This is a genomic window from Hydrogenophaga sp. (assembly GCF_051860785.1).
Taxonomy (GTDB): domain Bacteria; phylum Pseudomonadota; class Gammaproteobacteria; order Burkholderiales; family Burkholderiaceae_C; genus Hydrogenophaga.
Map to the genome: position 1 here is coordinate 1 of NZ_JBIMLB010000015.1, position 20,973 is coordinate 20,973.

The 20,973-nt window shown below is 66.8% G+C and carries 21 protein-coding genes; 16 read left to right on the plus strand and 5 right to left on the minus strand.

What is annotated here, in order from left to right:
* Window positions 1-188: 188 nt before the first annotated feature.
* From ACTIF6_RS18155 to ACTIF6_RS18165, 3 genes are all read right to left on the minus strand, one after another.
* A complete protein-coding gene (locus tag ACTIF6_RS18155; RefSeq protein WP_439589334.1) occupies window positions 189-506 on the minus strand; it encodes a DUF6980 family protein in 318 nt (105 codons plus the stop codon).
* 229 nt (window positions 507-735) lie between these two features.
* Window positions 736-930 carry a hypothetical protein gene (locus ACTIF6_RS18160; RefSeq protein WP_439589335.1) on the minus strand — a complete coding sequence of 65 codons (195 nt, stop codon included), beginning with the start codon at window positions 928-930 and terminating at the stop codon, window positions 736-738.
* 12 nt (window positions 931-942) lie between these two features.
* Window positions 943-1,848 (minus strand): LysR family transcriptional regulator, encoded by a 906-nt coding sequence (locus tag ACTIF6_RS18165; protein WP_439589336.1) that lies wholly within the window; start codon window positions 1,846-1,848, stop codon window positions 943-945.
* A 145-nt stretch (window positions 1,849-1,993) separates the two neighbouring features.
* Here ACTIF6_RS18165 and ACTIF6_RS18170 point away from each other — a divergent pair, with 145 nt between their 5' ends.
* Genes ACTIF6_RS18170 through ACTIF6_RS18215 form a run of 10 tightly spaced genes read left to right on the plus strand, consistent with a single transcriptional unit; the run spans window position 1,994 to window position 13,092 of the window.
* On the plus strand, window positions 1,994-2,968 hold the full coding sequence (locus ACTIF6_RS18170; RefSeq protein WP_439589337.1) for a Bug family tripartite tricarboxylate transporter substrate binding protein: 975 nt from the start codon (window positions 1,994-1,996) through the stop codon (window positions 2,966-2,968).
* A gap of 32 nt (window positions 2,969-3,000) precedes the next feature.
* Window positions 3,001-5,970, plus strand: a complete 2,970-nt coding sequence (locus ACTIF6_RS18175) for a xanthine dehydrogenase family protein molybdopterin-binding subunit (protein WP_439589338.1) — start codon at window positions 3,001-3,003, stop codon at window positions 5,968-5,970.
* The gene (locus tag ACTIF6_RS18180; protein WP_439589339.1) at window positions 5,967-6,797 is read left to right on the plus strand and encodes an FAD binding domain-containing protein; all 831 of its coding nucleotides are present in this window, start codon (window positions 5,967-5,969) and stop codon (window positions 6,795-6,797) included. Before ACTIF6_RS18175 ends, ACTIF6_RS18180 begins: the two co-directional genes overlap by 4 nt.
* Window positions 6,794-7,315 carry a (2Fe-2S)-binding protein gene (locus tag ACTIF6_RS18185; RefSeq protein WP_439589340.1) on the plus strand — a complete coding sequence of 174 codons (522 nt, stop codon included), beginning with the start codon at window positions 6,794-6,796 and terminating at the stop codon, window positions 7,313-7,315. The genes ACTIF6_RS18180 and ACTIF6_RS18185 overlap by 4 nt, the downstream gene beginning before the upstream one ends.
* 3 nt (window positions 7,316-7,318) lie before the next feature.
* Complete coding sequence (locus ACTIF6_RS18190) at window positions 7,319-8,896, plus strand: AMP-binding protein (RefSeq protein WP_439589341.1); 1,578 nt, start codon at window positions 7,319-7,321, stop codon at window positions 8,894-8,896.
* Between the two features lie 21 nt (window positions 8,897-8,917).
* Window positions 8,918-10,369, plus strand: coding sequence for a UbiD family decarboxylase (locus ACTIF6_RS18195; RefSeq protein WP_439589342.1), 1,452 nt, complete (start codon window positions 8,918-8,920; stop codon window positions 10,367-10,369).
* On the plus strand, window positions 10,366-10,980 hold the full coding sequence (locus ACTIF6_RS18200; RefSeq protein ID WP_439589343.1) for a UbiX family flavin prenyltransferase: 615 nt from the start codon (window positions 10,366-10,368) through the stop codon (window positions 10,978-10,980). The genes ACTIF6_RS18195 and ACTIF6_RS18200 overlap by 4 nt, the downstream gene beginning before the upstream one ends.
* Window positions 10,981-11,014: 34 nt before the next feature.
* Window positions 11,015-11,821 carry an enoyl-CoA hydratase/isomerase family protein gene (locus ACTIF6_RS18205; protein WP_439589344.1) on the plus strand — a complete coding sequence of 269 codons (807 nt, stop codon included), beginning with the start codon at window positions 11,015-11,017 and terminating at the stop codon, window positions 11,819-11,821.
* Window positions 11,822-11,851: 30 nt separating this feature from the next.
* Window positions 11,852-12,247: a DUF2390 domain-containing protein gene (locus ACTIF6_RS18210; RefSeq protein ID WP_439589345.1), complete on the plus strand. Its 396-nt coding sequence runs from the start codon at window positions 11,852-11,854 to the stop codon at window positions 12,245-12,247.
* Window positions 12,244-13,092, plus strand: coding sequence for a helix-turn-helix domain-containing protein (locus tag ACTIF6_RS18215; RefSeq protein ID WP_439589346.1), 849 nt, complete (start codon window positions 12,244-12,246; stop codon window positions 13,090-13,092). The genes ACTIF6_RS18210 and ACTIF6_RS18215 overlap by 4 nt, the downstream gene beginning before the upstream one ends.
* On the opposite strand, the gene ACTIF6_RS18220 is transcribed toward ACTIF6_RS18215, so the two are convergent.
* Window positions 13,093-13,722, minus strand: coding sequence for a TetR/AcrR family transcriptional regulator (locus ACTIF6_RS18220; protein WP_439589347.1), 630 nt, complete (start codon window positions 13,720-13,722; stop codon window positions 13,093-13,095).
* A gap of 159 nt (window positions 13,723-13,881) precedes the next feature.
* Here ACTIF6_RS18220 and ACTIF6_RS18225 point away from each other — a divergent pair, with 159 nt between their 5' ends.
* The 6 genes from ACTIF6_RS18225 (at window position 13,882) to ACTIF6_RS18250 (ending at window position 20,187) form a co-directional block, all read left to right on the plus strand.
* Window positions 13,882-14,724: a fatty acid hydroxylase family protein gene (locus ACTIF6_RS18225; protein ID WP_439589348.1), complete on the plus strand. Its 843-nt coding sequence runs from the start codon at window positions 13,882-13,884 to the stop codon at window positions 14,722-14,724.
* 217 nt (window positions 14,725-14,941) lie between these two features.
* Window positions 14,942-15,919: a TRAP transporter substrate-binding protein gene (locus ACTIF6_RS18230; protein ID WP_439589349.1), complete on the plus strand. Its 978-nt coding sequence runs from the start codon at window positions 14,942-14,944 to the stop codon at window positions 15,917-15,919.
* Window positions 15,920-15,980: 61 nt separating this feature from the next.
* Window positions 15,981-16,577 carry a TRAP transporter small permease gene (locus ACTIF6_RS18235; protein ID WP_439589350.1) on the plus strand — a complete coding sequence of 199 codons (597 nt, stop codon included), beginning with the start codon at window positions 15,981-15,983 and terminating at the stop codon, window positions 16,575-16,577.
* The gene (locus ACTIF6_RS18240; protein WP_439589351.1) at window positions 16,574-17,836 is read left to right on the plus strand and encodes a TRAP transporter large permease; all 1,263 of its coding nucleotides are present in this window, start codon (window positions 16,574-16,576) and stop codon (window positions 17,834-17,836) included. Before ACTIF6_RS18235 ends, ACTIF6_RS18240 begins: the two co-directional genes overlap by 4 nt.
* 58 nt (window positions 17,837-17,894) lie before the next feature.
* Window positions 17,895-18,653 (plus strand): SDR family NAD(P)-dependent oxidoreductase, encoded by a 759-nt coding sequence (locus ACTIF6_RS18245; RefSeq protein WP_439589352.1) that lies wholly within the window; start codon window positions 17,895-17,897, stop codon window positions 18,651-18,653.
* A gap of 64 nt (window positions 18,654-18,717) precedes the next feature.
* Entirely contained in the window at window positions 18,718-20,187 is a 1,470-nt protein-coding gene (locus ACTIF6_RS18250) for an aldehyde dehydrogenase family protein (protein WP_439589353.1), read from the plus strand.
* Between the two features lie 57 nt (window positions 20,188-20,244).
* On the opposite strand, the gene ACTIF6_RS18255 is transcribed toward ACTIF6_RS18250, so the two are convergent.
* Window positions 20,245-20,682: a PRC-barrel domain-containing protein gene (locus ACTIF6_RS18255; RefSeq protein WP_439589354.1), complete on the minus strand. Its 438-nt coding sequence runs from the start codon at window positions 20,680-20,682 to the stop codon at window positions 20,245-20,247.
* Window positions 20,683-20,973 lie beyond the last annotated feature (291 nt).

A 20,973-nucleotide genomic window follows, 5' to 3' on the forward strand; every position in this document is an offset into this window, starting at 1 on the left:
AGTAGCCAGAAAACCCATCAACCCAGTGGCTCAATATTCGACGTGATCACTGGCTCAGTTGTGCTGATGAATCAACACTGGCCCGGCCTGAGTGCCGATGAAAAGGAAGAGGGCTATTGCCTGCCCTGCGTGGCCCGGCCCATGGCGGATGTGGTGATCGCCAAAGGGTGAAGGCCGAGCCACAGGCCCTAGTGATCAAGCCGGTTCAGGTGCCATGAATCGGTGCGATAGGGCTCAGGAATCTCCTGTTCCGTGGGATCGTCGAAGCCCAGAGCCCTCAACTCGGCGAACCATTGGTTGCGCCGCGACCGTGGTAGAGCGCTGCCACACCATGGACAGAACGCAATCGGAACGAAGCTTGGACCTCCATCGTGAATGATGAGTCCGTATTCATCAAACTTCGCTGAGAAGAAAACCAATGCATCTGGACAATCGAAAACATCTGGATGCTGCTCACAAGTGAACTCGACCTGATCGGTCATTTTTTGGCAACACTGCGATCGCATTTCATTTCTCCTGTTTCTATTGCCGGCCGTGGTGGGTGGCTACCACTTCAAGGGTTCGTCGTCCACGTCGGTCCTCACGGCTGCCCCCAAAGCCTTGGCAACCGCCGCCATCGTTCGAAGCATCATTCTCGTCGCTTGAATCTCCAAAGTCCTCCCCAGTGCGAAACTGCTCCGTTTCCCAGATCCCGCCGGTGCGCCTTCAGTCACGCCACGCAGGGTATTTCAGGCTTCAGCGCCCCGGGTCCACATACGGCCGCGTGCCGTAGTAATCGTGAATGCCTTTTTCCCAGGTGGTATCGGCCATGTCAGGCCAGCTGTCCTGGTTGAAGCCGGGCGCGTCCTTCAGGCGGTCCTTGCTGGCGTCGAGCACGAAGCGTTTGTTCGCGGTGTAGATGACAAGCGAGTCGCGTTCTTCGTAGTTCATGAGTTGGCTGCCTCACCCGGGTCCCAAGGTTCCCAGCCCCACCAGATGGCGGCGCAGGACGGAGAGGAAGGCGACGGCGGCAGGATTGAGTGGCCTGCTCGGGTCGGTCACGGCCACGATCTGGCGCCTCAATCGAGGTGAGACGAAGCGATGCACCTTCACTTCCGCGCGTTCGAGCAGGCCGCGCACGGCGACATGGGGCAGGAGCGTGCAGAAATCGCTCTCGCGCACCAGCTTCAGGATGGCGCTGATGGAATCGATCTCGAGGCTGGGGTTCAGATGGACGTCCTCCGCTTCGGCGAAGCTCTCGATGATCCCGCGCAGACCATGCCGGCGCGTGGGAAACACCAGCTTCAAGGCCGACATGCCGCTGAAACTCAAGGAAGCAGGCACGTCTGCGTGGGCCGGCCCCATGACCAGAAGCAGATCCTCGTCGGCGATGGTTTCGCTCTTGAGCGTCAGCGCCCGCCGCGGCTTGTTGATGACAGCGGCATCGAGTTGGCCGAGCGCCACCGCATCGATGAGGTCGCCGCTGAAGCCATCCGTCATCGACAGCTCGACCTTCGGATGGGCCGGTGAGAACTCCAGGATCGCGTCGACCAGGACGCCCTGCGCGATGGTCGCGATCATCCCGAAGCGCACCTCCCCGCTCAGCTCGCCCGTGGCTTCAACCACCTGTTCGCGCGCGCGCTGGTAACCCGTGACGACCGGCAGGAACAGGCGGTAAAGGCGGCGGCCTTCGGGGGTGGGCTGCATGCCTTGCGGCGTGCGCATGAAGAGACGCTGTCCCACCTCCGCCTCGAGCTTGGCCATCTGCATGCTGAGTGCCGACTGGACGATGTGCAGGCGGCGTGCCGCGCGGGTCACTGAACCGTCTTCGTAGAGGGTGATGAAGTACTGGATCTGCCGGAATTCCATGGTCGTCCAAGGTATCACTTAATCTGATTTTACCCATCATAAAACGTTAATTGACCTGATACCACCCGACTCCTAGACTCGCCCTCCACTGAGCAGTCCTGCCCCCGAGCGCTCTGAAAACACTCAAACAACGGAGACAACTTCCATGGTCGCAACCCCTCGCAAGGCACTGCAAATGCTCGCGGTGCTCGCCGCCTTCGGCACCGGTGCCGCCCAGGCCCAGGAGTACCCCACCAAGCCGGTGCGCATCGTCGTGCCTTATCCGGCCGGCGGCTTCAACGACACGCTCGGCCGGCTCGCGGCCAAGCACCTGGGCGACTACTGGAAGAAGCCGGTGATCGTCGACAACAAGCCGGGCGCCGGCACCATGATCGGCACCAAGGAAGTGGCCAGCGCAGCGGCCGATGGCCACACCATCCTGGTCGTGCAGTTCCCCTACGCCGCCAACCCCTGGCTGTACAAGAACATCGCTTACGACACGCAGAAGGCCTTCGCGCCGGTGCTGCTGGCGGGGCGCTCGCCCATGCTGCTGGTGACCCACGCGCAGGGTCCGTACCGCGCCGCTGCGGAGCTCCTTGCCGCAGCCCGCGCCAAGCCGAATGTGCTGACCTATGGCTCCTCGGGCGCCGGTTCCTCGAACCACCTGGCAATGGCGCTGTTCGAAACTGCCACGGGCACGCAGATGCGCCAGATTCCCTACAAGGGGAGCACCCCCATGCTGACCGACCTGGCCGGTGGCCAGTTCGATGTGGCCCTGGATCTGCTGCCTCACGCCATGCCCTTCATGCAATCGGGCCGCGTGCGCCCGCTCGCCATCGCAGCGCCGAAGCGCTCGCCCCTGCTGCCCGACGTGCCCACGGCCGCAGAAGCCGGAATCCCCGGTTACGAGGTTTCGTCCTGGCATGGCTTCGTGGTGCCGTCCGGCACCCCGCAGCCCGTCGTTGACAAGCTCAACAGCGACCTCAACCGGATGCTGCTCGAGGACGAGGTGAAGAAGGCCTTCGCCGCACAGGGCGTCGTGCCCGACGGCGGCACACCGGCGCAATTCCGCAGCTTCATCGATGGCCAGATGGCCCTGTGGAAGAAGGTCGTGAGCGACCGCAACATCACGGTGGAATGAGTGGCCGGGCACCGGTCGGATCCGCTTCCCCCATGCTTGAAACACCCACCGCTTCCCCCCACCTGGGCCGCCGCGCGCAGCGCGTCGAAGACCGCCCGCTGCTGACCGGCCGCGGTCGTTTCGGTGACGACGCGCCCGTGCGCGCCGGCACGCTGCACGCTGCGGTGCTGCGCTCGCCGCATGCCCACGCCCGGCTGCTGGCGGTTCGTGCCGACAAGGCCATGGCCCTGCCCGGCGTGCGCACCGTCCTGACCGCCGCGGACGTGCAACGCTGGTCCAAGCCCTTCATCGTTGGCGTGAAGGCGCCGATGGAACTGTGGGCCCTGGCCGTGGACAAGGTGCGCTACGTGGGAGAGCCGGTCGCGGTGGTGGTCGCCGAGAGCCGCTACCTCGCCGAGGACGCGCTGGAACTGCTGGAAGCCGAGTACGAGACCCTGCCGCCGGTCGTGGACATCCGCGCCGCGATCGCCGAAGGCGCCCCGGTGCTGCACGAGAAGGTCGGCAGCAACGTGGTGAGCGACCGCAGCTTCCGCTACGGCGACCCCGAACAGGCCTTCGCCAGCGCACCGCACCGGGTTGCGCTCACGGTCGAATACCCGCGCAACTCCTGCACCCCGATCGAATGCGCGGTGGTGGTGGCGGAGTTCCTCTCCGATCAGGAGGGCTATGACGTGCAGTCCAACTTCATGGGGCCGTTCTCGCTGCACACCGTGATGGCGATGGCGCTCAAGGTGCCGGGCAACCAGCTGCGCCACCGCACCTTCCCGGATTCGGGCGGCAGCTTCGGGGTCAAGCAGGCCGTGCTCAACCCGGCCGTGCTGATGTGCCTGGCGGCGCGCAAGGCCGGCGCTCCCGTCAAATGGGTGGAAGACCGGCTCGAGCACCTGACCGCCGCCACCTCGGCCACCGGCCGCCTGTGCCATGCGGCTGCGGCGGTGGAAGCCGACGGCCGCATCACCGCGTTGTCGCTGGATCAGCTGGACGACTGCGGCGGCTACCTGCGCGCGCCCGAGCCCGCCACCTTCTACCGCATGCACGGCTGCCTGACCGGCGCCTATGCCATCCCCAACCTCAGCGTGCGCAACCGGGTGGTGCTGACCAGCAAGACGCCCACCGGCCTGGTGCGCGGCTTCGGCGGGCCACAGGTGTACTTTGCGCTGGAGCGCCTGGTGCAGCGCATCGCGGTCGAACTGAACCTCGACCCGCTGGACGTGTACCGGCGCAACTTCATTCCCCGCGACGCGTTTCCCTACCGGGCCGCCGCCGGCGCGCTGATCGACTCCGGCGACTACCAGCTCGCCCTGGAGCTGGCGCTGCAAGAGGGCCGCCTCGACGAGCTGCGCCAGCGCCAGGCGACCGCGCGCGCCGAGGGCCGGCTGTACGGCATCGGCTTCGCAGCCATCGTGGAGCCCTCGGTCTCCAACATGGGCTACATCACGACGGTGCTGCCACGCGAGCAGCGCGCCAAGGCTGGTCCCAAGAACGGCGCCATCGCCGCCGCCACCGTGAGCATCGACCCGCTGGGTGGTCTGACCGTGGTCATCGCCTCTGCGCCGGCCGGCCAGGGCCATCGCACCGTGTGCGCCCAGCTGGCGGCCGACGTGTTCGGCGTCCATCCGGACGAGGTGTCGGTGAACACCGAATTCGACACCGCCAAGGACGCCTGGTCGGTCGCAGCCGGCAACTATTCCAGCCGCTTCGCCGGAGCCGTGGCCGGCACGCTGCACATTGCTTGCCAGCGCCTGCGCGACAAGCTCGCGCGAATCGCCGCCGCGCAGTTTGGATGCGAACCCGACCAGATTGTTTTTTCAGGCGGCAAGGTCTACCCCAAGGACGCGCCCGAGCGCGGCCAGCCCTTTGGCCGGCTGGCGGCCAGCCCGCACTGGGCGCCCGGCCTGCTGCCCGAGGGCGAGCCCGTGGGCTTGCGCGAGACGGCCTTCTGGTCGCCGCCGCAGCTGACCGCCCCGGACGAGGACGACCGCGTCAACACGTCGGCGGCCTACGGCTTCGCATTCGACATCTGCGCCGTCGAGGTGGACCGCGCCACCGGCCGCGTCCGCATCGACCGCTACGTGACCACGCACGATGCCGGCACCCTCCTGAACCCGGCCCTGGCCGACGGCCAGATCCGCGGCGCCTTCGCCCAGGGACTGGGCGCGGCGCTGATGGAAGAGTTCCGCTATGGCAGCGACGGCAGCTTCCAGTCCGGCACCTTCGCCGACTACCTGGTGCCCACCACCTGCGAGGTGCCCGACCCGGTCATCGTGCACCTGGAAACGCCCAGCCCGTTCACGCCGCTGGGCGCCAAGGGACTGGGCGAGGGCAACAACATGAGCACGCCGCCCTGCATCGCCAACGCCGTGGCCGACGCGCTCGGCGTGGCCGACGTCACGCTGCCGCTGACTCCCTCGCGCGTGATGGACCTGCTGGGCATGGACGACCCGCCGCCCTCCCGGGGCGCTGGGCCGGTCCGGCCTGCGGGCGGCAAGGCCGGCAAGGCCCTGGCGGCGCAAGGCGAGATCCTGCTGCCGGCCGAGCCCGAGGCGGTGTTCGCCGTGCTGCTGGACCCGGCAGCCCTGGCCAAGGTCATCCCCGGCTGCCATGCACTGCATCAGACCGGCCCCAACCGCTACCGCGCGGACGTGACGGTGGGTGTGGGCATGATCAAGGCGCGCTATGCGGCCGAGATCGCGCTGAGCGACCTGGAGCCGCCGCACCGCCTGCGGCTGGCCGGTTCCGGCCTGTCCAGCATGGGTGCGGCCAGGGGCAACGGCCTGGTCACGCTCGAGCCCAGGGATGGCGGCACGCTGCTGCGCTACGACTACGAGGCCGAGGTCTCTGGCAAGGTGGCAGCGGTGGGCGGCCGCATGCTGGAGGGCGCGGCCAGGATCGTGCTGCGCCAACTGTTCGAACAACTCGGCCGGCAGGCGGGCGGCAAGGGTGCCACGCCTTCGGGCTCATGGTGGGGGCGCCTGCTCGCCCGCCTGGGAGGGGCGCGATGAAGCCGGCGGCTTTCGACTACGTGCGCGCGGAAACCGCCGACGAGGCCGTGCAGCAGCTCAAGGCGCTTGGTCCCGAGGCGCGGATCCTGGCCGGCGGCCAGTCGTTGATGGCCGTGCTCAACATGCGGCTGGCGCAGCCCAGCGTGCTGATCGACATCTCGCGCACCGACGAACTGGACTTTGTGCGCAGCGAAGGCGGCATGTTGGCGGTGGGCGCGGCAGCCACGCAAGCCAGCGTGGAATGGCGCGCGACCCTGGCGAGGGAAGTGCCGCTGCTGGCGCAGGCTTTCCCCTTCATCTCGCATTTCCAGGTGCGCAACCGCGGCACCGTGTGCGGCTCGGTGGCCCACGCCGACCCGAGCGCCGAGATCCCGCTGGTGCTGCTGGCGCTGGGCGGCGAGGTGGTGCTGCGCAACGCCAGGAAGCGCCGCACACTGCCCGCGAGCGAGTTCTTCCAGGGCATGCTGATGACGGCGCGCGCGCCCGACGAACTGGTCGAGCAGGTGCGCTTCCCGCTGACCCAGCCCGGCCAGCGCAGCGCCTTCACGGAGTTCTCGGCCCGCCATGGCGACTTCGCCATTGTTTCGGCCGCCGCCGTGGTCGACGCGCGGGGCCTCTGTCTCGCCATCGGCGGCGTGGCGGACCGGCCGCGTCTGGCGCAGTGGCCGGCCGGCCTGCGCGGCGCCGAGCTGGACGCCGCCCTCAACGACTTCGCCTGGGAGCTCGAAGCCCAGGACGACGCGCATGCGAGCGCCACCTTCCGCCGCCACCTCGTGCGCCAGCTCGGCGCGCAGGTGATCGCCCAAGTCACGGAGACCTCCCGATGAAGCAGTGCAGCCACGACCGCCAGCACACCGTTCGCCTGACGCTCAACGGCGCGGCCCGCAGCGCCGCCTGCGAGCCGCGCATGCTGCTGTCGGACTTCCTGCGCGAAGGCCTGGGCGCGACCGGCACGCACGTGGGCTGCGAGCACGGCGTGTGCGGTGCCTGCACCGTGCAGATCGATGGCGTGGCCGGCCGCTCCTGCCTCACGCTGGCGCTGCAGGTCGACGGCCGCCGCGTCGACACGGTCGAAGGACTGTGCGATGCGGCCGGGCCGATGTCCGACCTGCAGGAGGCCTTCAAGCGCCACCACGCCCTGCAGTGCGGCTTCTGCACCGCCGGCATCCTCATGAGCTGCGACGACTACCTGAAGCGAGTCCCGGATCCCAGCGAAGCCCAGGTGCGCGACATGCTGTCGGGCCACCTTTGCCGCTGCACCGGCTACACGCCCATCGTGGCGGCGGTGCTCGAAACCGCGTCGCTGCGCCGCCAGGCCGCGAACGCCCCCCACATCGGAGATTGATCCATGCTCGACCTCGGTACGACCTTCCTGCAAAGCGTCGAACGCAGCCCGCGCGCGCTTGCCCTGGTGGACAGCGGCGTGCGTCTCACCTATGCGCAGTGGCACGAGCAGATCGGCCGCACCGTGGCCGGCCTGCAGCGCCTGGGACTGGGCCGGGGTGACCGGCTGCTGTCGGTGCTGCAGAACCGCCACCAGGCGGCCACGCTGCACTGGGCCTGCCAGTTCCTGGGCGTGGTGATCGTGCCGTTGAACTGGCGCGCCAAGGCCGACGAGATCGACTACTGCCTGGCCGACGCCGAGGCCAAGGCCGTGTTCTTCGACGCCTCCAGCGAGGAGGCCACCGGTGCCAGCGGCGGTGCGCGCGAGCTGCCGCGCATCGGCGTCGGCCTGCTCGAAGGCAGCGATGCCACCTGCGATTGGGAGACCCTGCTGGCCGGCCCGGCGTCGCCCCTGCAGACCGCGGCCGATGCCGAGGACCTGTCGCTGATGCTCTACACCTCGGGCACCACCGGCAAACCCAAGGGCGTGCCGCGCCGCCACCGCCAGGAGCGCGCCGCAGCGCTGGCGCATGTGGCGCAGAACCTTTACCGCCGCGGTGAACGCACGCTGGGCGTGATGCCCCTGTACCACACGATGGGCGTGCGCTCCCTGCTCGCCATGGCCCTGGTCGACGGCGTGTTCGTGTGCATGCCCCGCTTCGACACGCAGGAGGCGCTGGCCCTGATCGAGGCCGAGCGCCTGACCTGCCTGTACCTGGTGCCCACGCTCTACCACGACCTGCTGACGCAGCGCGAGCGCGCCGGGCACGGCAGCGGCCCCGGGCCCGACATTGCCTCGGTGAAGAAACTGGGCTTTGCCGGCGCCCCCATGCACGACGCGCTGCTCAAGCGCCTGCAGGCGGCCTTCGAGCCCGAACTCTTCGTGAACCACTACGGTTCCTCGGAGGTGTACACCTTCTCGATCGACCAGCAGGCGCTGGACAAGCCCGGCAGCGCCGGCCGCGCCGGCATCAACACCCGGCTGCGCGTGGTGCGCCTGGACGCATCCGGCGTCGACGACCGCGTGGCCTCCGGGGTGGAGGGCCAGATCATTGCCGACCTGCGCGGCGACGAAGCCTTCGAGGGCTACTGGAAACGCGAGGACGCCAACGCCAAGTCCCTGCGCGGCGGCTGGTACTTCACCGGCGACACCGGCTACCTCGACGAGGACGGCGACCTGTTCGTGACCGGCCGGGTGGACGACATGATCATCAGCGGCGGCGAGAACATCTCGCCGGTCGACATCGAGTCCGTCATCTCGCTGTGTCCCGGCGTCGGAGAAGTGGCCGTGGCCGGCCTGGCGGACGAGCGCTGGGGACAGCGGGTCGTGGCCTTCGTCACCACCCGCGACGGCGGCGCAGCGCTGGATGCGCAGGCGCTGGACGCGCACTGCCGCAGCTCCGACCTGCCCAACTTCAAGCGGCCGCGCGAGTACGTGTTCGTCGCCGAAATTCCCAAATCCCCCGTCGGCAAGGTGCTGCGCCGCAAGCTCGTGGCGGGTGAGTACACGCCCCTGCCGGCCGGCGAAAACCGTTCCGCCTGATCCCACTTCACCCGCACGTCCATGACCACCTCCGCCCCCGCCCTTTCCACCGACCTGCGCCACTGGCTCGCCCATCTGTCCGACACCGGCCGCCTGGCCGTCATCCGCGAAGGTGTGAAGCTCGAACACCAGCTGGCCGCCATCGCCAAGCGGCTCGACGGCCGGCAGGCGGCCTATTTCCCCCGGCCCGGCGGGCATGACATGCCGGTGGTGTCGGGCTTCATGTCGCGCCGCGGCTGGATCGCCGAAGCCATGGGCGTGACCGAGTCGCAACTGCTGCAGCGCTTCCGCGAAGCCGCCGAGAACCCGCTGCCCTGGCGGGAGGTGCCGACGGGCGAGGCACTCTGCCAGCAGGTGGTGCAAAAGGGCGTCGATCCGCGCGAGGTGCTGCCCATCCCCACCCACAGCGAGCACGACAACGGCCCCTACATCACCGCCGGCCTGGTGATCGCCCGCAACCCGAAGACGGGGGCGCAGAACGTTTCGATCAACCGGATCCAGGTCCACTCCAAGGAGCGCATGGCCATCCTGATGCTGCCGCGCCACCTCTGGGCCTTCTACAAGGAAGCCGAAGCGCGCCAGCAGCCGCTGGAAGTGGCGGTGGTGATCGGCGTCGATCCGCTCACGCTGCTGGCCTCGCAGGCCATTGCGCCGCTCGATTGCGACGAGCTGGAGATCGCCGGCGCCCTGCACGGCGCCCCGCTGCGCGTGGTCAAGTGCCTGACCAGTGATGTGCGCGTGCCGGCCGACGCCGAGGTGGTGATCGAAGGACGCATCCTGCCGGGCGTGAAGGAGCTGGAAGGCCCCTTCGGCGAGTTTCCCAAGTACTACAGCGCGCGCGAGCACCGCGAGGTGATCCAGGTGGACGCCATCACCCATCGCCGCGATCCGGTCTTCCACACGATCGTGCCCGCCGAGATGGAGCACCTCCTGCTGGGTTCCATCCCGCGCGAGGCGACGCTGCTGGCCCACCTGCAGCGCAGCTTCCCCAACGTGCTGGACGTCCATCTGTCGATAGGTGGTGTGGGCCGCTACCACCTGTTCGTCAAGATCAGGAAGACCCACGAGGGCCAGCCCAAGAACGTGATCTGCGCTGCGTTCGGCGCGCACTACGACATCAAGCAGGTGGTGGTGGTGGACGACGACGTGGAGGTGCACGACCCGCTGCAGGTGGAATGGGCGGTGGCCACGCGCTTTCAGGCGGACCGGGACCTGGTCGTGATCGCCGGGGCGCAAGGCTCGGTGCTTGATCCTTCCACCACGGTGGGCCAGGAATTCGGCGAGAACAGCGCGCCGCCGTCCCACGTGCAGGGCATGAGCGCCAAGATGGGCCTGGACGCCACCCGGCCGGTGGTCTACCACGAACATGTCTTCACCAAGGTGCGCGTGCCGGGTGAGGACACCGAGGACCTGGACGCGCTGATCGACACATCGGCCCGCGTCGACTTCGACACCGGCAAGGTGCAAAGATGACCACAAAGCGCCTGATCGTGGCGATCACCGGTGCCAGTGGCGCCATCTACGGCATCCGCCTGCTGCAGGTGCTGCGCACGCTGCCCGGCTGGGAGACGCACCTGGTGCTGTCCGCCTCCGGAGCGCTCACCGCTGCTCAGGAGGTGGACCTCAAGCGCAGCGAGATCGAGGCCCTGGCCGACGAGGTGCACAGCGTCAAGGACATCGGCGCCGCCGTCTCCAGTGGATCCTTTCACACCGCCGGCATGGTGGTGGCGCCCTGCTCGATGAAGACACTGGCCGGCATCGCGCATGGGCTGGCCGACAACCTGGTCAGTCGCGCCGCAGACGTGGTGCTGAAGGAACGGCGCCGCCTGGTGCTCCTGGCGCGCGAGACGCCCCTGAACCTGGCGCACCTGCGCAACATGGTCGCCGTGACGGAGATGGGCGCCATCGTGTTCCCGCCCGTGCCGGCGTTCTACGTCCGTCCCGCGTCGCTCGATGACATGGTCAACCACACCGTCGGCCGCGTGCTGGACCTGTTCGACGTCGAGCACAGCGATCTCGTCAAACGCTGGGAGGGCCTGCGCCAGCCTCAGCCGGCCGCCCTGGTGCGCATGCCCAATCCCTGAATCCCCTTCACCCATCGATCAACAAGAGACCTCCATGACCCAACTGACCCACCCGGCCCAAACCCTGCTCGAAAAGCTGGACGGCTTCAGCGTCCAGATCGACGCCGCGCGCGAGCGCGCAGACATCGTGCTGCACCGCCCGCCCTACAACATCATCTCCATGGCCCAGCGCGACCAGCTGCGGCTGGTGTTCGAGTCGCTGGACGAGAACCCGGCCGTGCGGGTGATCGTGCTGCGTTCGCAAGGCGAGCACTTCTCCAGTGGTGGCGACATCAAGGGCTTCCTGGAAGCCTCCCCGGAGCACGTCTCCAAGCTGGCCTGGAACATCGCCGCCCCCGCTCGTTGCAGCAAGCCGGTGATCGCCGCCAACCGGGGCTACTGCTTCGGCGTCGGCTTCGAGATTTCGCTGGCCTGCGACTTCCGCCTGGTGACCGAAACCACGCGCTACGCCTTGCCCGAACAGAAGCTGGGCCAGATCCCCGGCTCCGGCGGATCGGCACGCCTGCAGAAGATGGTGGGCATCACCCGCACGAAGGACATCGTGATGCGCTCGCGCCGAATTCCGGGCCAGCAGGCGTACGAGTGGGGCGTGGCCACCGAATGCGTGCCCGATGCCGAGCTGGAAGCGGCCACCGATCGCCTGGTGGACGAGCTGCGCGCTTTCTCGCCGATTGCGCAACGCACCGCCAAGAAGCTGCTGAACGACACCGAAGACTCGACGCTGACCGTGGCCATCGAGCTGGAAGGCCATTGCTACAGCCGGCTGCGCAGTTCCGATGACTTCCGCGAGGGCGTCGAGGCCTTCCACGGCAAGCGCAATCCCATGTTCATCGGTTCCTGAACGTCGTTCGGATTCGAAGTGCTGCCTCCCATGACCGATGTAAAGCCCGTCAGCAGGCAGGATGCGCATGGGCTGGACATCGTGCTGCATCTGTTTCAGGGGTACTCGGCCTTGCGGCTCGGACGATCACTCACGCCAGACGAAGTCGCCTCCGCTGAATCGCAGATCGCCGGTTGGCGCTTCGAAGTGATCTTGCCCCTGCGGCGATTGCATCGGGCCCTGGAAGATCCGCCCGGCTTCGCTCCAGGCCAGCCGGAAAGTGCGCAGGCACTTCGTACCCTCATTGCCCGGGCAGAACTGGAAGCCGAGCAGCCGAGTTGTACGCGCTGTGCGACTGGCTTTCTTCGATGGCGGCCCTGCAGATCCATGGCTCCGACCAGCCGCATCGGTGAAGCGACGGCCACGTTCCTTCAGGAGGATCGATGACGACAGCACTCAGGATCGCGCAGGGCGGATTCGGTCGCCTGGCACTGCTCGACATGGATACCCCGCTGGTTTCGCATGCGCACTCGCAGTGCCACGTGATCTTCAAAGCCAGCGGCGCCGATTCCGCGTTCTACGTCAGCGAGGAGCGGCTCCCGGTCACCGACCGCACCGCCATCCTGGTGAATGCCTGGGAGCCGCACTACTTCTACAGCGAGCCGGACTTTCCGCGCACCGTCTACCTGGCGCTGTACATCGAACCCAGGTGGCTGGCGACGCTGCACGACCCGCTGCGCCTGGCGGCCCATCCCCGATTCTTCCCGCGGCCCTGCGTCCAGATCACGCCCCGCATCCGCAAGCTGGCGGACGACCTGATCGGTGACCTGATGTCGCCGATCCCGATGAAGCAGGAGCGCCTGGAGATCGCGTTGTTCGACCTGATGCTGGCGGTCAGCGAACAGTTCTCGGCGTGGGAGAGCATCCAGGACCTGATGCGGCCGGAAGGGCTGCGACTGCCCGATTCGCGCATCCAGCGCGCGCTCAACCACATCGGCGATCACCTGGGCCAGGCACTGGATGCAGACCGGTTGGCTGCCTCCGCGCATCTGTCGCGCGCGCAGTTCTTCGTGCGCTTTCGCCGCTGTACCGGGATGACGCCACACGTCTACGTCAACACCTTGCGTGCCGAAACCGCCTGCCGGCGGCTGGCGCAGGCGGACGATCGCACCAGCCTCGGGCGCCTCGCGGAAGACCTGGGCTTCCCCGACCAGGGCCACTTCACGCGCTTCATCCGTGGCCAGATCGGTGTGACGCCCGGCGAGTACCGGCGCGTGGTGCAGGTGTATTGACTACGACTTCAGCTTTTCCAGTGTTCCCGCAGAAGGAGCACAGACCAGCATTGCCTCGAAGGTGTCGACGATGTTGTCCAGTGTGAATTTGCGCGTCCACAGGCGTGACGACGCGGGCGCGTCGTCAGCCGGCGCTTCCTTGATCGAGAACACCGTCGTCGTGTAGATCGCCACCAGTGACATGCGCTGTTCCAGCACCGGGGCAGGGATGTGGGCCAGCAGCTGGCGGAAATGCTCGAGGCAGCGGCGATAGCCGGTACTCCACTTGGCGCCGATGTGAGCGCGGAAAAGCTCGCGATGCGTGAGCTGCACGTTCGACAGGAAGCGCAGGTAGGTGCTGCCTTCGGCTTCCGTCACCGTCAGCTGGTACACCGGCCGGACGAAGGCGTCCAGCACATCACGCACATGGCGCGGACCACCGTCCGCGGCCATCTGGTCGAGCAGGGCCAGGCGGAAGGCATCCACCTTCTGCGCGCCGTCGACCAGCAGCTCGCCGATCAATTCGTCCTTCGATCCGAAGTGGTACTGCAGCGAAGCCTTGTTGCGCTGCCCAGCCGCCGCAACGATATCGGCCACCGTGACGCCGTCAATGCCGTGCTGTGCGAACAGGCGCTGTGCGACGGCCTTCATCCGGACCTTCGTTTCCCTTCCGTCCGAGCGCACGGGTTTCAATGTTGACATGGTTAGTTAAGTGTGTAGAATTAACTAAGGCAGTATACTTAAATCACTGCCGAAAGGCCAGTCCGGTGCGTCCGCGCCGGATTGCTGTCCGAAATGAAAGGAGCCATCATGAATCGCGAAGAGGAAATCGTTGCACGGTCCCTGTCCTACAGGAAGCAGTACGTGGAAGACACCCCCGGCTGGTACCGCGGCGAGCTGCACCTGGGCTTCACGCTGGCATTCACCATCGGTGTGGTCTGGTATTGCGCAGCGCAGCTGCAGAACACGACCTGGCAGGAATGGCTGTTCGTCGTGGTTCCGATGTTTCTGTTCGGGAACTGGGCGGAATGGGCCGGGCACCGCTACTTGTTGCACAGCCCCAAGAGCTGGATCAAGCCGGCCTACAAGCGCCACGTCGCGACCCACCACCAGTTCTTCTCCCACAAGACGCTCGATTACAACGGCCACAAGGAGTGGCGCGCGCTGCTGTTTCCGCCGTTTGCGCCCGTGCTGTTTGTGCTGGCGGCCCTGCCGGCGGCCCTGCTGATCGGCAACCTGTGGTCGGCCAACGCGGGGTACATCGCCATGCTGACGATGGCGTCGTACTTCCTGATGTACGAAGGCCTGCATACCTTGTCGCACCTCGAGCACCCGATTCTGGATCGCATGCCGCTGGTCAACACGGTACGGCGCATGCATGTACTTCATCATAACCCTGACTTCATGCACACCCGCAACTTCAACCTCACCTTCCCCATCTGCGATGCGCTGTTCGGCACCAGCGACTTGAACAAGGGCCTGCTCGGCACGCTGTTCAATGGCATGTCGGACGAGGCGCGCAACGAGGAAGACCAGGCCAGACTGCGAGCCCAGCAGATTCAGCGCGCCGGCCAGGCGCAGCCGGTCGGCAAGGACGCCGCCGACGCCGTCCCGCACGAGGCGCCCGGCTTGCAGGACGCCAGGCTCGGCTAGTCGGGTGGCCTTTTGCCCCCCGGTCGCGAACCCATGCTGCTACTGCACATCGATCCAGACTCCATGGCAAAAAGCCGGAGCTTCTGTCAATGCGGTGCGCGGCGCCGGCTCGTAGAGTGCGGCATGCGTTGCGGGTGGGCATGCAGGCATGCCCACCGGTGGCAACCATCCCAGGAAATTTGAGAGCCCCCCACACCTCGAACGAAGGAGACAACACATGAAATTCAACAAACTGCTCACCATCCTCGCCGCCACCGCCGGACTCGCCATGGGCGCGGCAGCTCATGCGAAGGAAATGCGCCTGGGCCTCATCGTGCCGGCCAGCCACGAATGGTCGAAGGCCGCTGTTGCGATGGGCGAAGAGCTCAAGCAAAAGACCAATGGCAAGTACTCGGTCACGATCTTCCCGTCTGGCCAGCTGGGCAACGAGGCGCAGATGCTGCAGCAGTTGCAGACCGGCGCGCTCGACATGGCCTTCATGACCGCCGCTGAAATCACCAACCGCGTGCCCGAATACAGCGCGCTGTTTGCGCCCTACCTCGTCAAGGACGTGAGGCAGGCCGGCGTGCTGCTGAACGGCCCGACCGCGCAGAAGATGCTCGAGCGCCTGCCGCGTGAAGTCGGGGCGGTGGGGGTTGGTTACGGCGTGGCCTCGATGCGGCTGATGCTCAATGGCTTCCCCACCAACGCCGTCACCGACCTGAAGGGCCGCAAGATGCGCATCACGCCGTTCCCGCCGGTGCGCGACTTCTACCAGTTGCTGGGAGCGGCTTCGACCCCGATGCCACTGACCGACGTCTACGACTCGCTGGCCAACGGCCAGGTGGATGGCGTGGACGCGGACATGGAACTGGTATTCCGCATGAAGTTCTACGAGCGCGGCAACACGCTGCTGCAGTCGAACCACATGATGTTCCCGGTCGTGGGCCTGGTCTCCGGCCGCCTGTGGCAGACCATGACCCCGGCCGATCGCGAACTGGTCGCAGGCGCCGCGCGCAAGCACCTCAACGGTCTGTTCGATACGTACGTCCGAGTGGAGCAGGAGATGGAGAAGAGCGTGCAGGGCACCAAGGTCAAGGTGGTGAAGGTCGGCCCCGAGTTCTTCGGCGACACGCTCAAGCAGTGGGAAGACATCTGGCTCAAGCGCACGCCGGTGCTGGCCGATCTGCGCCGCGAGGCTGCAGCCATCAAGTAAGGGCCCGAGGCAGCGTAGGGGCGCGCCGCGCCCCTGTGCCGCTTCACGCCGGAGACCTGCCGTGCTGAAAATCATTACAAACCTGAGCGACCGGATCGCCCAAGCAGAACGCGGCGTGCTGCGCCTGTTCGCCTTGGCGCTGCCGCTGATGATCCTGGCCAACGTGGCCGGTCGCGCCATGCGCAGCCCGATCTACTGGATGGACGAACTGTCCATCCTGATCATGGTGTGGCTGGCGATGATCGCCATGTCGCTGACCCTCAAGACGCGCGATGCGGTCGCCGTCACGATGCTGGTCGATGCGGTGCCGCCCTTTCTGATGAAGGCAATGAAAATCCTGATCGATCTGCTGGTGCTGGTGTTCGGCATCACGCTGCTGGTGCTGTGCCACCGCTGGTTCGACCCCATGACGCTGATGCGCCTTGGCTTCGACCTGCGCGAGTTCTCTGGCCAGACCTTCAACTTCATGTACCAGGACACCACGGCCACGCTCGGGGTCGCCAAGTTCTGGTTCTGGCTGGTCATGCCGCTGGTGGCTGTCTCCATCAGCGTGCATGCGCTCTCCAACCTGCTGCAAACCATGGCCACGCCGGCTGAGGCGGCCCTGCCGTGCGGCGTGCCGGCCCCGGCGGCCGGCGACAGGGGAGCGATCCAATGATCACGGCCGTCTTCACTGCCCTGCTGTTTCTCGGCGTCCCCATCGCGCTGGTGCTGGCGATGACCGCGCTGGCCTACATCTATGCCAGCGGCAACCTGGTGCTTTACCAGTCGTTTCCGCAGCAATTCTTTGCCAGCCTCGAAAACTACGGCTTGCTCGCCATCCCGCTGTTCCTGGCGGTGGGCGAACTGATGAACGAAGGCGGCATCACGCGCCGGCTGGTGGCGCTGGCCTCGGTGTTCGTGGGCCACCTGCGCGGCGGGCTCGCCTACATCAACATCCTGGCCAACATGTTCCTCGCCTCCATCATGGGGTCGGCCAATGCGCAGGTCGCGGTGATGGCGCAGGTACTGGTGCCGGAAATGGAAAAAAAGGGCTACTCGCGCGGCTTCGCGACGGCCACCACCTGCGCCGGCGCCCTGCTCGCCCCGGTGATACCGCCATCGATGATGTTCGTGGTCTTCGGCGTGCTGGCCCAGATCTCGATCGGCGACCTGTTCATCGCCGGCATCGTGCCCGGCCTGTTGATGACCCTTGCCTTCATCGGCGTGATCGCGCTGCTCGGCTACCGCTACAACTACCCGCCGGGCGAGCGCCTGTCACGCCAGCAGAAGCTGCGCAACATCGGGGCCGCCATCCCGTCGCTGCTGGTGCCAGTCGTCATGATCGGCGGCATCCTCGGCGGGGTCACGACGCCGACTGAAGCCGCGGCGGTGGGCGCCCTGACGGCCGTGCTGGTCGGCATCTTCGCGCACAGGGAGATCCGTTTCGATCGCACCGGTGACATGCTGCTGCGGGTGGCGCTCAACAGCGGGGTGGTGCTGGTCCTGGTGGCCGCGGCCGGCGTCTTCGGCTGGGTCATCGTGTTCGAGAAGGTTCCACAGCAACTGGCGGTGCTGCTGCAGCAGACCACCAGCGACCCCTTCGTCTTCATGCTGCTGGTGACCGCACTGCTGCTGGCGATCGGCACCGTGATCGACGGCATCGCCGCCCTGATCCTGCTGGTGCCCATCCTGCTGCCAGTGGCGACCCAGGTGTATGGCATCAACCCCTACCACTTCGGCGTGGTCATCTGCATCAACCTGACGCTGGGCCTGCTGACGCCGCCGGTCGGCACGGCCCTCTACGTGGCGTCACGCGTGACCGGCGCGACGTCGGCCGAAATCCTGCGCCCGCTGATGCCGTTCCTGGTGGCCACGCTGCTGATCCTGATCCTGCTGTGCTGGCAGCCGTATCTGGTGACCGCATTCATCGATTAACCGGTCCGGGCGTCGCCTCTGCGGCGCCCTCCATCTCCTCATTCAACGGAAGAAGTCCATGCAGAAGCTCAAAGATCGTGTCGCCATCATCACCGGCGGCGCGCAAGGGATAGGTGCTGCCTACGCGCGCGCGATGGCGGCCGAAGGCGCGTGCGTCGCCATCGCCGACATCCTCGACGGTACGTCGCTGGCCAGGGACATCGAGGCCGACGGAGGTCGTGCGATGGCGGTCCAGGTGAACGTCGCCGACGAGACGTCGGTCCTGGCGATGGCCGAGGCGGTCAACGAGCATTTCGGTCGCATCGACATCCTGGTCAACAACGCGGCGGTGTATGCCTCATTGCAGTTGAAGCCGTTTTCCGACATCGACGTGGCCGAGTGGGACAAGGTGATGGCGGTCAACGTCCGCGGGCCCTTCGTCTGCGCCAAGGCCGTGGTGCCGTTCATGCGCCGCAGAGGCTACGGACGCATCGTCAACATTTCTTCCGGCACACCGTTCAAGGGCACGCCGAACCTGCTGCACTACGTGACCTCCAAGGGTGCCATCCTGGCGCTGACCCGGGCGCTGGCACGCGAAGTCGGCGGTGACGGCATCTGCGTCAACACGCTGGCGCCCGGCCTGGTGCTCAGCGAAGGGGTGATCCAGAACACCGACATGCGCGAGAAGCTGACCGGCCCCGTGCTCGCCAGTCGCGCCATCAAGCGCGACCAGACCCCGGAAGACCTGATCGAGCCGCTGCTGTTCCTCGCCTCCGACGCCTGCGCCTTCATGACGGGCGAGACCCTGGTGGTGGACGGCGGCTCGGTCATGCACTGATGGCCGCCGGCACTTGCCTGAATCGCAATGGCCGCAGTGCGGCCTCATCGTAGAGAAAACAGACATGACCCCCATCGCGCAACCCTGGATCGACGGCCAATGGACGCCGGTCGCCAGCCGGGCCGTCGCCGACAGCATCGACCCCTCCACCGGCATGTTGCTCGGCCAGTTCGCCGACGCCGACATCGGTACCGCTGAGGCCGCCATCGGTGCCGCGCGCCGCGCCTTCGAGCACAGCGACTGGGCCCATGCGCCGCGCTTGCGTGCGGCAGTCATGCTGGAGTTCGCAAGCCGCGTCGAGCGTCGAGCCGATGAACTTGCGCTGCTCCTGGCCCAGGAAACAGGCAAGTTGTTGAAGCCGGCGCAAGCCGAGCTGGCTGGCACCGTGTCAGAGATCCGCTTCTATGCGGGGCTGGCACGCACCATCTTCGGCCGCACCACCGAGGTCGAGCCGGGCGCCCTGTCCGTGCTCAGCCGCGAAGCGGCCGGCGTGGCCGGCATCATCGTGCCCTGGAATGCCGCAGCGATCCTGCTGGTGCGCTCGCTGGCGCCGGCGATGGCTGCCGGATGCACGAGCGTGATCAAGATGGCGCCGCAGTCGGCGCTGTTCCAGACCGAACTGCTGCGCTGCCTGACCGAGGTCCCTCTCCTCCCGACGGGCGTGGTCAACTTCTACAGTTGCACCGGCAGCGAGCCGAGCGAGGCACTGGTGGTGTCCCGCGACGTCGACGTGATCAGCTTCACCGGCAGCGTGGGGGTCGGCCAGCGCATCATGGCCAGTGCCGCGCCGACGCTCAAGCGCCTCAACCTGGAACTTGGCGGCAAGGCGCCCGCCATCGTGTTTGCCGATGCGGACCCGAAAGCCATCGCTGCGCAGCTGGCGGCCGCCGCCACGATTGCCGCGGGCCAGCAGTGCACGGCGCTCGACCGGGTGCTGGCGCACGAAAGCCTGATCGAGCCCCTGCGGGAGGCGCTCTCGGCGCAGTTCCGCAGCATCAAGGTGGGACCGGCCACCGAGCCGGACAGCATGATGGGACCGCAGATCGACATTGCCAATCGCGACCGCATCGCGCGCCTGGTCGACCAAGCGCACCAGCACGGGGAAGTGATCGTGCGTGGCGAGGCTCTGGACGGCCGTCTTGCACGCGGCGCCTTCATCCGCCCCAGCCTGATCCAGGTCGACGCGCTTGATTCGCCCTTCGTGCAGGAGGAATTCTTCGGCCCGGTGCTCAACCTCGAGAGCTTCCGTGAAGAGAGCGAGGCCGTCGCCCGGGCCAACGCTACGCGGTATGGACTCTCGGCGAGCGTGTGGACGCATGACGGCGCGCGTGCGCGCCGGGTGGCGCGTGCCTTGCGCAGCGGCACAGTGTGGATCAACACCCACAACAAGCTGCTGCCCGAAGCGGAAACCGGCGGCTTCGGGGCCAGCGGCTACGGCCGCCTGCACGGGGCCGAAGCGATGCTGGAATTCCTCGAGACGAAGCACGTGTATGAAGACATCGGACGTGTGAAGCCGAGCACGGCACCGGCGTGAAGTCGTATTGACGAGGCACGTGAGGCCGCGCCGCGTCATCGCCGCTCGTGGAAGGCTTCAGCGCCCCGGGTCCACATACGGCCGCGTGCCGTAGTAGTCGTGAATGCCCTTTTCCCAGGTGGTATCGGCCATGTCAGGCCAGCTGTCCTTGTTGAAGCCGGGCGCGTCTTTCAGGCGTTCCTTGCTCGCGTCGAGCACGAAGCGCTTGTTGGCGGTGTCCAGCCTCAGGGCAGACCAAGGCACGGCGAACAGCTTTTCGCCCATGCCCAGGAAGCCACCGAACGACAGCACAGCGTACGCCACGCGGCCGCTGCGCATGTCGAGCATGATTTCCTTGATGTCGCCCAGGCTTTCTTCCTGGGTGTTGTAGACGTCGTTGCCCAGCAGGGTGTCGGCGCCCATCAGATGGGGGCCAGGTCCTTGTGGGGGAATCTTGCCTTCGAGGACTTTCCCGCGCACGTAGATGCCGAGGGAATCGCGTTCTTCGTAGTTCATGGTGGGGGTGCTCCTGCGAATGTGTGAATGGATGGATCACACAGTCTGGGCACTGGTCACGCTGCGGTCTGTTCGGCAGCACACGCGGTGTCGATATAGTCGACTCTTCCCCCTTGCGATACTCTGGATCAAGTTTTCCGAGGTGGCTTCAGCGCCTTCTTGGTCGGTGGCGCAAGGTGGTTCTCGCCTGAAACCACGCGTCGGCCAGTTTGGCTTTCAAGCTGCAGGCGTGCCCGTTTGGCAATGCCGCCACCCGCTACCGCAGCGGTCTGGTTCGCCTCCATGCCCGTG

Excerpts from the sequence above, each read along its gene's own strand:
- ACTIF6_RS18155 (WP_439589334.1), bottom strand. The coding sequence starts at position 506 with ATGCGATCGCAGTGTTGCCAAAAAATGACCGATCAGGTCGAGTTCACT.
- ACTIF6_RS18160 (WP_439589335.1), bottom strand. The coding sequence starts at position 930 with ATGAACTACGAAGAACGCGACTCGCTTGTCATCTACACCGCGAACAAA.
- ACTIF6_RS18165 (WP_439589336.1), bottom strand. The coding sequence starts at position 1,848 with ATGGAATTCCGGCAGATCCAGTACTTCATCACCCTCTACGAAGACGGT.
- ACTIF6_RS18170 (WP_439589337.1), top strand. The coding sequence starts at position 1,994 with ATGGTCGCAACCCCTCGCAAGGCACTGCAAATGCTCGCGGTGCTCGCC.
- ACTIF6_RS18175 (WP_439589338.1), top strand. The coding sequence starts at position 3,001 with ATGCTTGAAACACCCACCGCTTCCCCCCACCTGGGCCGCCGCGCGCAG.
- ACTIF6_RS18180 (WP_439589339.1), top strand. The coding sequence starts at position 5,967 with ATGAAGCCGGCGGCTTTCGACTACGTGCGCGCGGAAACCGCCGACGAG.
- ACTIF6_RS18185 (WP_439589340.1), top strand. The coding sequence starts at position 6,794 with ATGAAGCAGTGCAGCCACGACCGCCAGCACACCGTTCGCCTGACGCTC.
- ACTIF6_RS18190 (WP_439589341.1), top strand. The coding sequence starts at position 7,319 with ATGCTCGACCTCGGTACGACCTTCCTGCAAAGCGTCGAACGCAGCCCG.
- ACTIF6_RS18195 (WP_439589342.1), top strand. The coding sequence starts at position 8,918 with ATGACCACCTCCGCCCCCGCCCTTTCCACCGACCTGCGCCACTGGCTC.
- ACTIF6_RS18200 (WP_439589343.1), top strand. The coding sequence starts at position 10,366 with ATGACCACAAAGCGCCTGATCGTGGCGATCACCGGTGCCAGTGGCGCC.
- ACTIF6_RS18205 (WP_439589344.1), top strand. The coding sequence starts at position 11,015 with ATGACCCAACTGACCCACCCGGCCCAAACCCTGCTCGAAAAGCTGGAC.
- ACTIF6_RS18210 (WP_439589345.1), top strand. The coding sequence starts at position 11,852 with ATGACCGATGTAAAGCCCGTCAGCAGGCAGGATGCGCATGGGCTGGAC.
- ACTIF6_RS18215 (WP_439589346.1), top strand. The coding sequence starts at position 12,244 with ATGACGACAGCACTCAGGATCGCGCAGGGCGGATTCGGTCGCCTGGCA.
- ACTIF6_RS18220 (WP_439589347.1), bottom strand. The coding sequence starts at position 13,722 with ATGAAGGCCGTCGCACAGCGCCTGTTCGCACAGCACGGCATTGACGGC.
- ACTIF6_RS18225 (WP_439589348.1), top strand. The coding sequence starts at position 13,882 with ATGAATCGCGAAGAGGAAATCGTTGCACGGTCCCTGTCCTACAGGAAG.
- ACTIF6_RS18230 (WP_439589349.1), top strand. The coding sequence starts at position 14,942 with ATGAAATTCAACAAACTGCTCACCATCCTCGCCGCCACCGCCGGACTC.
- ACTIF6_RS18240 (WP_439589351.1), top strand. The coding sequence starts at position 16,574 with ATGATCACGGCCGTCTTCACTGCCCTGCTGTTTCTCGGCGTCCCCATC.
- ACTIF6_RS18245 (WP_439589352.1), top strand. The coding sequence starts at position 17,895 with ATGCAGAAGCTCAAAGATCGTGTCGCCATCATCACCGGCGGCGCGCAA.
- ACTIF6_RS18250 (WP_439589353.1), top strand. The coding sequence starts at position 18,718 with ATGACCCCCATCGCGCAACCCTGGATCGACGGCCAATGGACGCCGGTC.
- ACTIF6_RS18255 (WP_439589354.1), bottom strand. The coding sequence starts at position 20,682 with ATGAACTACGAAGAACGCGATTCCCTCGGCATCTACGTGCGCGGGAAA.